Genomic DNA, 12,310 nt, shown 5'->3' on the forward strand with positions numbered 1-12,310 from the left:
CGTGGAATCGTGGACGGACGGCATCCACGGATGCGCACTGACAAGGACACGAACACGGACACGCACCGAGCAGACGTCTTCCGAAGGAGGCACGCATGTCCTCGAAGCGACGCCGGAAGAAGAAGGCCCGCCGCAACCACCCCGCCAACCACGGCCGGCGGCCCCAGTCCTAGGACAACCTGCCCGCAGACCGGAGATGACTCCATGAAGATCCACCTCACCAGTGTCTTCGTCGACGATCAGGCCCACGCTCTGCGCTTCTACACCGAGGCGCTGGGCTTCCTGAAGAAGCACGACGTGCCGGTGGGGGCGGGCGGGGACCGGTGGCTGACCGTGGTCTCGCCCGAGGCGCCCGAAGGGACCGAGCTGCTGCTCGAACCCTCCGCCCATCCCGCGGTGCGGCCGTACCGGACGGCGCTGGCCGAGGACGGCATCCCGGCCGCCTCCTTCGCCGTGGACGACGTACGGGCGGAGTACGACAGGCTGCGCGGCCTCGGGGTGCACTTCACCCAGGAGCCGCTGGAGACGGGCGCGGTCACCACGGCCGTCCTCGACGACACCTGCGGCAACCTGATCCAGATCATGCAGGTCCGGTAGCGGACGGGGGCCGGGCCGCGCGTCCGCTACGTCCCGGCCGTCGCGTTCTCGATCCGGTCGGCCAGGGTCGCGGCGAACTCCTCCGCGCGCGCCAGCCGGGTGCGCAGGTCGGCGACCCGCTGCCGGGCCGCCCGCTCGAAGCCGCGCACCCGCTCCAGGAGCCGCTCGCGTTCGTCCGCGGACAGCTCGTCACCGAGGTCCAGGCGGTCGGTCGCCTCCAGGAGGGCGCGCATCTCGTCCAGGGTGAAGCCGAGCGGCTTCATACGGCGTACGACCATGAGGCGGGCGACGTCGGCCTCGGTGTACAGCCGGAAGCCGCCCTGGGAGCGGGCGGACGGGACGACCAGGCCCGTCTCCTCGTAGTGCCGGATCGTGCGCAGCGACAACTCGGTCCTGGACGCCACCTCGCCGATCTGCATGTGCCCGCCGTTCACGCCCGCGCCTTCCTCCTCGTCCGTCCCGCCGTCGTCGGGACGGCCGGGATCCCTACCGTAACGTTAGGGTAGAGTTGCCGGGTCCCGTACCGACGCCGGCAGGAGAGAGCGAGCGCATGCCGATGATGCCCCGCGCCGCCGCCTGTCCGCCGTGATGCTTCGCCACTGAGCGGCGCGGCGTCCGCCTGTCGGCGCGCCGTCTCCACCCGTTCGGTCCGCCGACGCGCGGGCCTCGCGCACGGCCGGTCCGGCTCTCGCGCTCCCCCGCACGCCCCTCGCCGCCGGGTGTGCCCGACCACGACAGGTACCTCCCTCTTGTCTGCTGACGTGCTCTCCCCCGCCGCGCGCCTGCGCGGCCTCAAGCCCGACTGGATCTCCGACCCGAAGGTGTGGCGCACCGAGGTCCTCGCCGGACTCGTCGTCGCCCTCGCCCTGGTCCCCGAGGCCATCTCCTTCTCGATCATCGCCGGGGTCGATCCGGAGATCGGCCTGTTCGCCGCGTTCACCATGGCCGTCACCATCTCGATCGTCGGCGGCCGGCGCGCGATGATCTCCGCGGCCACGGGTGCCGTCGCCCTGGTGATCGCCCCGTTGAACCGTGAGCACGGGCTCGGGTACCTCGTCGCGGCGGTCATACTCGCCGGTGTCTTCCAGGTGGTCCTCGGCGCGCTCGGGGTGGCCAGACTGATGCGCTTCGTGCCGCGCTCGGTGATGACCGGCTTCGTCAACGCCCTGGCCATCCTCATCTTCATGGCGCAGGTGCCCGAGATGACCGACGTGCCCTGGCCCGTGTACCCGCTCGTCGTGGCGGGCCTGGTGCTGATGGTGTTCTTCCCCAGGATCACCAGGGTGGTCCCGGCGCCGCTGGTATCCATCGTCATCCTGACGGTCGTCACCGTGGCGGCCGGCATCGCGGTACCCACCGTCGGCGACAAGGGGGAGCTGCCCCACGCGCTGCCGGTGCCGGGGCTGCCGGACGTGCCGTTCACGCTCGACACGCTGACGACCGTCGCCCCGTACGCGCTCGCCATGGCGCTGGTCGGGCTCATGGAGTCGCTGATGACGGCCAAGCTGGTGGACGACATCACGGACACCCACTCCGACAAGACCCGCGAGTCGATCGGTCAGGGCGTCGCCAACATCGTCACCGGCTTCTTCGGCGGCATGGGCGGCTGCGCCATGATCGGCCAGACGATGATCAACGTGAAGGTGTCCGGCGCGCGCACCCGCCTGTCCACGTTCCTGGCGGGTTCGTTCCTGATGGTCCTGTGCATCGTCTTCGGCCCGGTCGTGTCCGACATCCCGATGGCCGCCCTGGTCGCGGTGATGGTCATGGTGTCGTTCACGACGTTCGACTGGCACTCCGTCGCTCCGCGGACCCTGCGGCGGATGCCCGCCGGCGAGATCCTCGTCATGGTGGTCACCGTCGCCGTCGTGGTCGCCACCAGCAACCTCGCCATCGGCGTCGTGGTCGGGTCCGTCACCGCCATGGTGATCTTCGCCAGGCGGGTGGCGCACCTCGCCGACGTCACCTCCGTCACCGACCCGGACGGCGGCCAGGTCGTCTACTCCGTCACCGGCGAGCTGTTCTTCGCCTCCAGCAACGACCTCGTCACGCGCTTCGACTACGCCGGCGACCCCGACCAGGTCGTCATCGACCTGTCCGCCACCCACATCTGGGACGCCTCGTCCGTCGCCGCACTGGACGCGATCGAGACCAAGTACGCGCAGCGCGGCAAGCGCGTCGAGATCGTCGGCCTCAACGAGCACAGCACCCTGATGCGCGAGCGGCTGGGCGGCACACTCGCCGGAAACCACTGACCGTCCCGCCGACGTCAACCCCGGGGCGGGCGGAACTGGGGGCCGTAGTTTCCCCGGGCGCCGGGGATGCCCGTTTCCATCAGCTCCAGGGCGGGGTCCTCCAGCGCGCGCATCGTCCGCACGGCCGAGCCCAGGGTGCGTGCGCCGCCGCCGGCCCAGGCCGCCTCCAGGGTGCTCAGCACCTTGGCGTAGGCGGTGTCGAACCGGTCGAGGAGGTCCGCCACCCGCTGCGGCGGGCCGGCCCAGCCGCCGGCCGGGACCCGGGCCATGGGGCGGGCGTCGGGGAAGGGCACGGGAGCGCCGGTGAACCGCCACTCGCCGTCCTCCTGGCGCAGTTGCCGCCCGTGGTAGATCTCGCCGAAGGCGTAGTAGTGGGCCGGGTAGTCGTCGCCGAAGGCGTCCTCGGGGGAACTGGTGGTGCCCTCGCCCTGTTCCTTGATGATCTCGATGGCCCGTTCGACGCCGTCGAGGTCGGTGACGGGTTCCAGGACGTCGGACCCGATGTGCTCGGACAGCTGCCCGCGGGCCGACAGCTCGGGCGCCGCGGACCGGAAGGCGCCCAGCAGATCGTCGTAGAAGCGCCCGATGCTGGGCGAGTTGTTCATGCCGCGGGCCAGCGGCTCCTCCGGGGCCTCGATCGCCATCATCACGTCGTGCACGAAGGGCCTGGTGAGGCCCGAGAGGTAGACGTTCACCCCGTCACGCACCCCGCCCGGCAGCGGGCCGGGGTAGGCGGGGGCCGCGTCCGTGATCCGGGGCCGGCCGCCCACGGCCACCAGCAGGTTGCAGACGACGCCCATGTGGTACATCTCGTCGCCGATGATGCGCCGGATCAGCCGTGCGACCTGGCTCGTGCGGTCCCCCACGGACCACCAACCGCACAGGTACGGCGGGATCGTGGCGAGTTCGAGTGCCACGGCGACCTGCAGGGCCTCCCTCAGCCAGTCGACGCCGCGGGAGCCCTCGGGGACGGCGAGCAGCCGGGCCACGGACCGGCAACCGGGCACGGCTCCCTCCGGCGGCGCGGCCGCGCGGACGGGGGCGGCGGCCGAGACCACAGTGGCGGCCGAGACGGGCACGGCGGCCGTCAGGACGGCCGACGCCATGAAGGTCCTTCGCCCGACCGGGGAGCCCTTCCCCGACGGTTCCTCGCGCACACCGGTCACCCGTACTCCCTCTCCCAGCCGACGCCCGTCTTTGCCCCAGACGTCCAGATTCCTCCGACGGCTGGCGAAACTAGCAGCGCCGAGGTCGTTTCCCGGTGGGCGACACCGAGCGACACCGGGCGGGTCATCCTCTACCCGGTCGGCCCTACGCGGCAGGACCGTCCGGTGCGGAGGTTCTTCGCGGCACCGGTGATCACGGAGTCGAGCCTGTCCCGGGTGCCGACCAGTTCGGTGATCCGGCCCTCGACACGGTCCCGCTCCGCGGACAGGCGGTCGATCAGTTCCGGGGTGGCCCTGCCGTCGACCGCGTACGGCATGAGTTCGACGATGGTCCTGCTCGACAGGCCCGCCGCGTAGAGCTCCTGGATCAGACGGACGTGGTCGACCGCGCTGTCGGGGTAGTGCCGCTGGCCGCTGCGGCTGCGCTGAGGGACGAGCAGTTCCTGCTCCTCGTAGTAGCGCAGCGCCCGCACGCTGACGCCCGTCCTGGCGGCGAGTTCCCCGATGCGCATCAGGCGCCTCCTCTCCCGAGCCGGGCCGTACGGCTTGCCTCTCACGTCAACGTCAGGTTTTAGCGTAACCCGCGAGGGCCCCACCTCGTCCCGGGCCCCTCCTCACCACCCTTGCGACCAGCAGGAAGAAGGCCCCTTCATGACCGCATCCGTCAGCGCGACGGCCCACGCCACTGCCACCGCACCGGTCGTCTCGGTCAAACCCGTCGTACTGCCCGCACCCGGGCGCGCCGAGGACCTGCGCGTGCGCGTGTCCGCACCGGTGACCGGGCACGGCCTGCCCGTCGTCCTCCTCGCGCACGGCTTCGGCTCGTCGCTCGACGGCTACGGCCCGCTCGCCGACCACTGGGCCGCCCACGGTTTCGTGGTGGTCCAGCCCACCCATCTCGACTCGCGGACCGTGGGCCTTGCCGAGGACGATCCGCGCAGGCCGGGGTTGTGGCGCTCGCGCGTCGAGGACATGCGGCGGGTCCTCGACGACCTGGACGTGGTGGAGGCGGCCGTACCCGGGCTCGCCGGGCGGCTGGACCGGTCCCGCGTCGCGGCGGCCGGACACTCCTTCGGCGGCCAGACGGCGGGCATCCTGTTGGGTCTGCGCGTCCGCGATCCCGCCACCGGGGAGGCGGAGGACCTCTCCGACCCCCGGGTCCGGGCCGGCGTGCTGCTCGCCACGGCCGGCGCAGGCGGCGACGCCCTGACACCGTTCGCCACCGAGCACCTCCCGTGGCTGAGGCATCCCGACTTCACCCGCATGACCGCCCCCGCCCTCGTGGTCGCGGGCGACAAGGACGACCTCCCCCTCACCGTCCGCGGCGCGGACTGGACGGTCGACCCGTACGTCCTGAGCCCCGGCGAGAAGAGCCTCCTGACGCTCTTCGGCGCGGAGCACTTCCTCGGCGGCATCTCCGGCTACGAGGCCGCGGAGACCACCGACGAGAACCCCGCCCACGTCGCCCTGGTGCAACGGGTCACCCTGGCCTACCTCCGCCACGCCCTCGGCGTCGACAGCACAGAATGGGCGACGGCGCGCGACGACCTCGCCGGGGACGCGCATCCCCTCGGGCGGCTCGAGTCCAAGGAGGTTTCCGACTGACCGCCCGTCGGTCCGACGCCCCCGGGCCGGTCAACGCGCGCTCTCCGGACGCTGGTTCACCGCGCGCTCTCCGGACGCCGGTTCACCGTGGACACACTCTTGACACGGTCACGTCGACCGCTTGTATGGTCTAGTCCAACAGAACTCACCGCTCCGCTTGCGGAGTTGAGCCCTGCCGGGGTCCCACACCCCTGCGGGGACGGTGAGTGCGCGTCACCTTCGCGCCTCCTGGCCCCACCCACGAGAGGCCGTACTCGGCGTGCGCGCGGTCCCCCCACACACGGCCGCGCGTGCCCTGGGACGGCCGGATGTGAAGGAGTTCCCATGAACGCACGCCGGAAGACCGCTGCCCTGATCGGTGCGGCCCTCGCCCCGGTCGTGGCCGTGAGCCTGCCCGCCTCCTCGGCGAGCGCGCACGGCTACATCTCCGATCCGCCCAGCCGTCAGGCCCAGTGCGCCGCGGGCACGGTGTCCTGTGGCGACATCACGTACGAGCCCCAGAGCGTCGAGGGCCCCAAGGGGCTGACCAGTTGCAGCGGCGGCAACAGCCGGTTCGCGGAGCTGGACGACGACAGCAAGGGCTGGAAGGTCACCCCGGTGTCGAAGACCACGACGTTCTCGTGGCAGCTCACCGCACAGCACGCCACCAGCACCTGGGAGTACTACGTCGGCGGTCAGCGGATCGCGCTGTTCGACGACGGTGGCGCGAAGCCGGGCGCGGTCGTGAACCACCAGGTCGACTTCGGCGGCGTCACCGGACAGCAGAAGGTCCTCGCCGTCTGGAACGTCGCGGACACCTCCAACGCGTTCTACGCCTGCATCGACGTCAACGTCGGCGGCTGACGGGCCGGGCGGAGCGGTCCGGGAGCGATCACACCCCCTGTTCGGGGTGCACGGTCGCTCCCCCCTCCGTCCTTCCCGCCTCCTCCCTCCCACCCGACTGGAGTCCCACCGATGCAGCACCGCAAGCTCGCACTGCTGGCCGCCACCGGCGCGGCCGCCGCCCTGTGCACCCTGACCTTGGCACCGTCTGCCGTCGCCGAGAAGTCCGAGAAGCCGGACACCGGGGCCGCTGCCGCCGAATTCGTGGTCAGCGAAGCCCAGTTCGACCAGATGTTCCCGAGCCGGAACTCGTTCTACACCTACGACGGCCTCACCGCCGCGCTCAGCGCCTACCCCGGGTTCTCGAACACCGGAAGCGACACGGTGAAGAAGCAGGAGGCCGCCGCCTTCCTCGCCAACGTCAGTCACGAAACCGGCGGACTGGTGTACGTCGTGGAGCAGAACACCGCCAACTACCCGCACTACTGCGACGCCTCACAGCCGTACGGCTGTCCGGCCGGCACCGACAAGTACTACGGGCGCGGGCCCGTCCAGCTGAGCTGGAACTTCAACTACAAGGCCGCCGGGGACGCCCTCGGCATCGACCTCCTCAACAACCCCGACCTGGTGCAGAACGACTCGGCCGTGGCCTGGAAGACGGGCCTGTGGTACTGGAACACCCAGACCGGGCCCGGGACGATGACCCCGCACGACGCCATGGTCAACGGCGCCGGGTTCGGCGAGACCATCCGGTCCATCAACGGCAGCCTGGAGTGCGACGGGGGCAATCCCGGGCAGGTCCAGAGCCGGATCGACAACTACGAACGCTTCACCCAGCTCCTCGGCGTCGAGCCCGGCGGCAACCTGAGCTGCTAGCCGGCCGACCCCGACCCGCCGCCCCCTCGCGCCCACCGGCACGCCCGGCCGCGAGGGGGCCCGGCGTGCCAACCGAACCGGCGGCCCGGGACGCGTCGCCCCCGGGCCGGCGTCGCTCCCCCGGCGGCAGTCACTCCCCCGGCCCGCGGTCCGGTCCCGGTGCGCCCAAACGCGCGAGGTCCTCGGCGTCCGGTTCCTCCAGCAGGAACCCCGCGCCGCCCTCCAGCATCCCGGCGATCTCGGCCGAGCGCGGGAGCATCGTCTTCTCGTAGGTGCGCACCGCATCGTCGACGGTGGTGGAGCGGGCGAGGGCGAGGGCGAGTTCCGCGGCGTCGAGCATGGCCAGGTTGACGCCGACACCGAGCGGGGGCATCAGGTGCGCGGCGTCCCCCAGGAGCGTCACGCCGGGCGTGTGCCGCCAGGTGTGCGGCACGGGCAGGGCGAAGAGCGGGCGGTCGACGTAGGCGCCGTCGTTCTCGGTGATCAGACGGAGTATGCGCGGGGACCAGCCCGCGTACTCGGCGAGGAGCCGCGCGCGGATTCCCTCGGTGTCCTGCGGGCCCAGGCCGCTCGCCGCCATCCAGTCCAGGGCGGCCCTGCGCATGATGTACACGCGCATGTGACCACCGCTGTTGCGCTGGGCGAAGAGACCGCGCTCCCCGTCGGCCACATGGGCGCTGCCCCGGCCGACCAGCTCGGACAACTCCGGGTGTGCGGACTCCGTCGCGTCGAACCGTGCTTCGAGGAAACCGACGCCGGTGTAGCGCGGTACGGCGTCGGAGACCGCCGCGCGGACGCGGGAGAAGGCGCCGTCCGCCCCGATCACGAGGTCCGTCTCCACGGTGCTCCCGTCGGCGAACGCCAGTGTCCGGGGCCCGTCGGCCGGCCCGCCCACCGATTCCAGGGTGTGCCCCCACCGCACCGTCCCGGCGTCGAGCGAGCGCAGCAGGAGGTCCCGGAGCTGACCGCGGTCGATCTCCGGGCGGGCGGTCTCGCCCTCGTCCGGCAGCCGGTGGCCGAGGAGGCGCCCCGCGGCGTCGAAGCGGCGCTCCTCCTGGCTCTCGCACCTGGCGAGCGCGAAGAACTCCTCCAGCAGGCCGGCTTCGCGAAGAGCCAGCTGGCCGTCCTCCTCGTGCAGGTCGAGCGAGCCTCCCTGGTCCCGGGAGGCGGCGTCCGGATCGCGGTCGTACACCGTCGCCGCGATGCCGTGCTGCCGCAGGACGCGGGCACAGGTGAGCCCGCCCGGGCCCGCACCGATGATGCTGATCCGCGCGGCCGCGGGCGTCGGAGCGTTCATGGTGGCTTCCTTCCGTCGGTGGATCCCCCGTGGAACCACCAAAGCAGAAACGAGTGAGGAACTGCAACTGTTCCACTTTCTGTCTCACTCAATTTTCTGTCCGGCACCGACTTCTGGTCCGTTCCAGCTGTCGGTTAGAGTGGGGTCATGCCCGACTCCCCGCCCCCAGGCCGTCGCGAGCGAAAGAAGGCCGCGACCAGGCAGGCCATCGCGGACGCCGCCCTCGAACTCTTCCTGGAGCACGGCTTCGACCGGGTCAGCGTCCGCGACGTCGCCGAGCGGGCCGACGTCTCGACGACAACCCTCTTCGCGCACTTCCCGAGCAAGGAGGCGCTGGTCTTCGACCGCGAGCAGGACGTCGACGCCGCACTGGCCGCCGCCGTGCGCGAACGGCCCGAGGAGCAGGGAGTGGTCGAGGCGCTCCGCGCGCACGCCCTGAAGTCCTGGGTGCCGATCGTGACCGACCCGCGCCGGGCGGACTTCACCGCTCTGGTCGGCGACACGCCCGCGCTCCGCGAGTACGGGGAGCGCATGTGGATGCGACACGCCGACACCCTCAGCGCCGTGATCGCGGAGGAACTCGACCGGGAGCCGGACGATCCGGCGTGCGCGGCGCTGGCCCGGTTCGTCCTGGAGATCCCCGCCCTGACCGCCGGGCGGCAGGACCCCCGGGCGACCGTGGAGACGGTGTTCGACCTGCTCCTGCACGGCTGGCACGCACAGGCAGGCCCGGCGGACGGGCCCGCGTCCGCTCAGGCGGGCCGCGGGTAGTCGGGTCAGGCGGGCCGCGGATAGTCGGGCAGTTCCAGGGACGAGTGGACCGCACGGCCCTCCGTCGCGCTCGCGGTCACCATCGCCCTCGCCGCCGCCTCCGGGTCGCGCAGCAGGGCGTTGCGGGCCTCGAGCTCCTGCCGCGTCACGGGGGTCACCGCCGAGCCGCCGCTGGTGGCCAGCGCCTGGTTGCGCTCCGCGAAGGGACGGACCCGGCGCTCGTAGGCAGCGAAGGCGTCGGCGTGGTCCGCGTGCGTGGCCAGTTCACCGGCCAGGACGTACGCGCCGACGAGCGCGACGCTCGACCCCTGGCCGGAGATGAACGACGTGGCGTGCGCGGCGTCGCCCGCCAGGACGACACGCCCGTGCGACCAGGTGGGCATGTGGATCTGGCTGACGATGTCGAAGAAGAGGTCGTCGGCCTCCCGCATGGCCTCGACCATGCGCGGCAGGTGCCAGGCCCGCTCGGGGAAGCGCGCCGCCACCAGGTCGCGCTGGGCCCGCGGGTCGCGGAATGCCTCGAAGGGCGGCGTGTCGCGGGTGAAGTTGAGGAAGCCGTGCACCGGGTCGGAGGGCTCGTGGGCGTAGAGGACGGCGCTGCGTCCCGGCTCGTTCCACATGACGGCCTCGTGCGCGAGCCCGAACTCGTTCGGCAGCGTGAAGCCGGCGAAGACCCGCCCGAGGTAGCTGTGGAACGGCTCCTCCGGGCCGAAGACCAGCCTGCGCGTGTTCGAGTGCAGCCCGTCCGCGCCGACCACCAGGTCGAAGGTACGGCGCACGCCGCTGTCGAGGACGACGTGCACGGCGTCCCCGTCGTCGTCGAGTGTCGCGATCGAGTCGTTGAAGAGGAACTCGACCCGGCCCCGCAGCGGGGTGTAGAGCACCTCGGCCAGATCACCGCGCCGGACTTCGAGATCCACCCCGGCCTCTCCCCCGGTCAGCTGCTCCGGCTGCAACGAGCCGACCTCCTCCCCCGCGGCGTCCACGAAGGTGATCCGCCGGCTGTCGACGTGCGCCTTGGTCAGGGCCGGCAGGAGGCCCATACGGTCCACGGCCTCGCGGGCCGTGCCCCGCACGTCGATCGCGTAGCCGCCCCCGCGGACGGCGGCGGCCTTCTCGACGACGGTCACCTCGAAGCCGTACCGGTCGAGCCAGTGCGCGAGCGCGGGGCCCGCGATACTTGCTCCGGAGATCAGTACGCGGCGAGCGGGACGGGACGTGTGGGTCATGGCTTCTCACCCTTCCACCGGGGCGGACCCCGGCGAGTCGGAGGCACGTGCCGCGCAGCGCGCAAACATACGTACCTTAGGTATCTTCATGGAGGCCATACGGCACCCTCCCAGGCACCGGCCACTCCCCACGATATAGATACCTAACTCAGGTATGCAAATGGAGACCTCATGACCCCCGGACCTTCCGACCCCGCCGAGCCCTCCGCGCCCGACGACCCGCACCCCGACCTGCTCACCGTGCTTCCGCGGCTCACCCAGCTCAGCGCCGCCTTCAACAAGGGCCGGCTCACCGAACGCGCGGCCGAGGCGGCCGGGCTCGCCCTCGACCGTCCCGCCATGGGCGTACTGGTGACCCTCCGGACGGCCGACCAGCCGCTGCGGATCGGTGAGATCGCCGACCGGATGCAGGTCGTGGGCCCGCACGTCACCCGACAGGTACAGGCGCTGGAGAAGCGCGGTCTGGTGCACCGGGTCGCCGACCCCCACGACCGCCGTGCGAGCCTCATCGAACCGACCGGGGCCGGCCTGGACGCCGCCAACCGGTATGTGGCGTCGCTGCTCGGCTGGTTCGCCGAGGCGCTCGCCGACTGGCCGCGGCAGGACCGCGAGGACCTCACCCGTCTCCTCACCCGTCTCGCCGACGACGTGACGGCGCGTCTGGCCAGACTCGACGCGGAGGAGTGAGCACTTGGCGCGCTGCGCCCGGGCCTACCCTGCGGCCCCGGTGCGGGCTCGCCACAGGTCGCGCAGGAGCGCGATCTCGGCCATGTGGTGGATGAACTCCAGGTTGTCCCCGGCCACGACGCCGATGTAGGGATCGTCGGGATCGGAGCCGTAGGGGTACTGGGAGAAGCCGACGGTGTCGAGCTGCTCGTCGGTGACGCCCGCGACGTCCTCGCGCCAGCGGTCGATCGCCGCCCAGAACCTCTCCAGCGCCAAGGCGGCGGAGGGGGTGAAGTCGACCAGCAGCCGCGGGTCGCGGCGTCGTTCACCGAAGGTCCACTCCCACTGGCCCGCGAAGCAGGAGTGCAGGTGCGAGAGCCGCCAGGCGATGGTGGTGACCGGCGCCGGGTCGGGCTCGGGCGTGCCGGTGTGGGCCAGGACCTGCTCGACGCGCTCGACGCTCACGCTCCAGTCGTCGGCGATCTTGGTGACCGCCATGCCGCTCGCGGCCTGCCGGGCCACCTCCGCGTACTCGCTCGCCGGGATGTCGGGGGCGCCCTTGTCGAGCACCCACTCGCCCGGCCCGTACGCCCTGGGCGTCACCGCCTCGCCCCGGCGCCGGATCGACCAGCAGTCGGCGGCGGGCTCCCACAGGTACTCCTCGTCGCCGAGCCCCGCCAGCCGCACCTGCGCCATCTCCCTGGCCTGGTCGAACTGGTCGAGCAGTACGCCCAACCGGTCCGTCCGCGCGCCCTCGATCTCCATGCCCGGCCCCTTTCACGGTTCTCACGGTGCGCCCGCGCCACGCGACGCCCGGCGGAGGCCGAGGCTAACGAGTGGCGTGACGCGGGCGCGACCGATTTCCCCGCCGCACGCTCCTACGGGCGGGACGCCGAACGCCGTGGCGTGGAACGGCCGTTGTCACATCCCTTGATGGGGCCCACAGGGCGTGCATAGGATCGTGAGGACAGTGATTGAATCGTTTCAACACTTCATTTCCGCACCTCCCCATCCGTAGGACCAGAC

Annotated in this window: 14 protein-coding genes; 8 read left to right on the forward strand and 6 right to left on the reverse strand. The window is 71.8% G+C overall.

Annotated features, from left to right (window positions below):
- The first annotated feature begins 95 nt into the window (after positions 1-95).
- A complete protein-coding gene (locus IE258_RS42215; RefSeq protein WP_464863028.1) occupies positions 96-173 on the forward strand; it encodes a hypothetical protein in 78 nt (25 codons plus the stop codon).
- Between the two features lie 31 nt (positions 174-204).
- The gene (locus IE258_RS13415) at positions 205-597 is read left to right on the forward strand and encodes a VOC family protein (RefSeq protein WP_189743117.1); all 393 of its coding nucleotides are present in this window, start codon (positions 205-207) and stop codon (positions 595-597) included.
- A gap of 26 nt (positions 598-623) precedes the next feature.
- Here the strand turns inward: IE258_RS13415 and IE258_RS13420 are convergent, their stop codons facing one another.
- Entirely contained in the window at positions 624-1,031 is a 408-nt protein-coding gene (locus IE258_RS13420; RefSeq protein ID WP_373309749.1) for a MerR family transcriptional regulator, read from the reverse strand.
- Between the two features lie 315 nt (positions 1,032-1,346).
- Between IE258_RS13420 and IE258_RS13425 the strand changes: the two genes are divergently transcribed.
- The gene (locus tag IE258_RS13425) at positions 1,347-2,852 is read left to right on the forward strand and encodes a SulP family inorganic anion transporter (protein ID WP_159323672.1); all 1,506 of its coding nucleotides are present in this window, start codon (positions 1,347-1,349) and stop codon (positions 2,850-2,852) included.
- A 14-nt stretch (positions 2,853-2,866) separates the two neighbouring features.
- Here the strand turns inward: IE258_RS13425 and IE258_RS13430 are convergent, their stop codons facing one another.
- Positions 2,867-3,958, reverse strand: coding sequence for a ferritin-like domain-containing protein (locus IE258_RS13430; RefSeq protein WP_189743119.1), 1,092 nt, complete (start codon positions 3,956-3,958; stop codon positions 2,867-2,869).
- A 191-nt stretch (positions 3,959-4,149) separates the two neighbouring features.
- Positions 4,150-4,530: a MerR family transcriptional regulator gene (locus IE258_RS13435; protein ID WP_189743121.1), complete on the reverse strand. Its 381-nt coding sequence runs from the start codon at positions 4,528-4,530 to the stop codon at positions 4,150-4,152.
- Positions 4,531-4,669: 139 nt separating this feature from the next.
- Between IE258_RS13435 and IE258_RS13440 the strand changes: the two genes are divergently transcribed.
- The 3 genes from IE258_RS13440 to IE258_RS13450 all read left to right on the forward strand — a co-directional run bounded on the left by IE258_RS13440 (position 4,670) and on the right by IE258_RS13450 (position 7,321).
- Positions 4,670-5,623: an alpha/beta hydrolase family protein gene (locus IE258_RS13440; RefSeq protein ID WP_189743123.1), complete on the forward strand. Its 954-nt coding sequence runs from the start codon at positions 4,670-4,672 to the stop codon at positions 5,621-5,623.
- Between the two features lie 324 nt (positions 5,624-5,947).
- The gene (locus IE258_RS13445; RefSeq protein WP_189743125.1) at positions 5,948-6,466 is read left to right on the forward strand and encodes a lytic polysaccharide monooxygenase auxiliary activity family 9 protein; all 519 of its coding nucleotides are present in this window, start codon (positions 5,948-5,950) and stop codon (positions 6,464-6,466) included.
- Positions 6,467-6,577: 111 nt separating this feature from the next.
- Positions 6,578-7,321, forward strand: coding sequence for a chitinase (locus tag IE258_RS13450; RefSeq protein WP_189743126.1), 744 nt, complete (start codon positions 6,578-6,580; stop codon positions 7,319-7,321).
- Positions 7,322-7,451: 130 nt separating this feature from the next.
- Here IE258_RS13450 and IE258_RS13455 read toward each other — a convergent pair whose 3' ends face one another.
- The gene (locus IE258_RS13455) at positions 7,452-8,618 is read right to left on the reverse strand and encodes an FAD-dependent oxidoreductase (protein WP_189743128.1); all 1,167 of its coding nucleotides are present in this window, start codon (positions 8,616-8,618) and stop codon (positions 7,452-7,454) included.
- Positions 8,619-8,765: 147 nt separating this feature from the next.
- Here IE258_RS13455 and IE258_RS13460 point away from each other — a divergent pair, with 147 nt between their 5' ends.
- Complete coding sequence (locus IE258_RS13460) at positions 8,766-9,389, forward strand: TetR/AcrR family transcriptional regulator (RefSeq protein WP_189743130.1); 624 nt, start codon at positions 8,766-8,768, stop codon at positions 9,387-9,389.
- A 5-nt stretch (positions 9,390-9,394) separates the two neighbouring features.
- Here the strand turns inward: IE258_RS13460 and IE258_RS13465 are convergent, their stop codons facing one another.
- The gene (locus IE258_RS13465) at positions 9,395-10,618 is read right to left on the reverse strand and encodes an FAD-dependent monooxygenase (RefSeq protein WP_189743132.1); all 1,224 of its coding nucleotides are present in this window, start codon (positions 10,616-10,618) and stop codon (positions 9,395-9,397) included.
- A 171-nt stretch (positions 10,619-10,789) separates the two neighbouring features.
- Here IE258_RS13465 and IE258_RS13470 point away from each other — a divergent pair, with 171 nt between their 5' ends.
- Positions 10,790-11,305 carry a MarR family winged helix-turn-helix transcriptional regulator gene (locus IE258_RS13470; RefSeq protein WP_189743134.1) on the forward strand — a complete coding sequence of 172 codons (516 nt, stop codon included), beginning with the start codon at positions 10,790-10,792 and terminating at the stop codon, positions 11,303-11,305.
- A gap of 24 nt (positions 11,306-11,329) precedes the next feature.
- On the opposite strand, the gene IE258_RS13475 is transcribed toward IE258_RS13470, so the two are convergent.
- The gene (locus tag IE258_RS13475) at positions 11,330-12,049 is read right to left on the reverse strand and encodes a DinB family protein (RefSeq protein ID WP_189743136.1); all 720 of its coding nucleotides are present in this window, start codon (positions 12,047-12,049) and stop codon (positions 11,330-11,332) included.
- Between the last annotated feature and the right edge of the window lie 261 nt (positions 12,050-12,310).

The organism is Streptomyces tendae, assembly GCF_014650435.1.
Taxonomy (GTDB): Bacteria; Actinomycetota; Actinomycetes; order Streptomycetales; family Streptomycetaceae; genus Streptomyces; species Streptomyces tendae.

Bases quoted from the DNA above. Each gene is read 5' to 3' on its own strand.
- IE258_RS42215 (WP_464863028.1), top strand. From the start codon at position 96: ATGTCCTCGAAGCGACGCCGGAAGAAGAAGGCCCGCCGCAACCACCCC.
- IE258_RS13415 (WP_189743117.1), top strand. From the start codon at position 205: ATGAAGATCCACCTCACCAGTGTCTTCGTCGACGATCAGGCCCACGCT.
- IE258_RS13430 (WP_189743119.1), bottom strand. From the start codon at position 3,958: ATGGCGTCGGCCGTCCTGACGGCCGCCGTGCCCGTCTCGGCCGCCACT.
- IE258_RS13435 (WP_189743121.1), bottom strand. From the start codon at position 4,530: ATGCGCATCGGGGAACTCGCCGCCAGGACGGGCGTCAGCGTGCGGGCG.
- IE258_RS13440 (WP_189743123.1), top strand. From the start codon at position 4,670: ATGACCGCATCCGTCAGCGCGACGGCCCACGCCACTGCCACCGCACCG.
- IE258_RS13445 (WP_189743125.1), top strand. From the start codon at position 5,948: ATGAACGCACGCCGGAAGACCGCTGCCCTGATCGGTGCGGCCCTCGCC.
- IE258_RS13450 (WP_189743126.1), top strand. From the start codon at position 6,578: ATGCAGCACCGCAAGCTCGCACTGCTGGCCGCCACCGGCGCGGCCGCC.
- IE258_RS13455 (WP_189743128.1), bottom strand. From the start codon at position 8,618: ATGAACGCTCCGACGCCCGCGGCCGCGCGGATCAGCATCATCGGTGCG.
- IE258_RS13460 (WP_189743130.1), top strand. From the start codon at position 8,766: ATGCCCGACTCCCCGCCCCCAGGCCGTCGCGAGCGAAAGAAGGCCGCG.
- IE258_RS13465 (WP_189743132.1), bottom strand. From the start codon at position 10,618: ATGACCCACACGTCCCGTCCCGCTCGCCGCGTACTGATCTCCGGAGCA.
- IE258_RS13470 (WP_189743134.1), top strand. From the start codon at position 10,790: ATGACCCCCGGACCTTCCGACCCCGCCGAGCCCTCCGCGCCCGACGAC.
- IE258_RS13475 (WP_189743136.1), bottom strand. From the start codon at position 12,049: ATGGAGATCGAGGGCGCGCGGACGGACCGGTTGGGCGTACTGCTCGAC.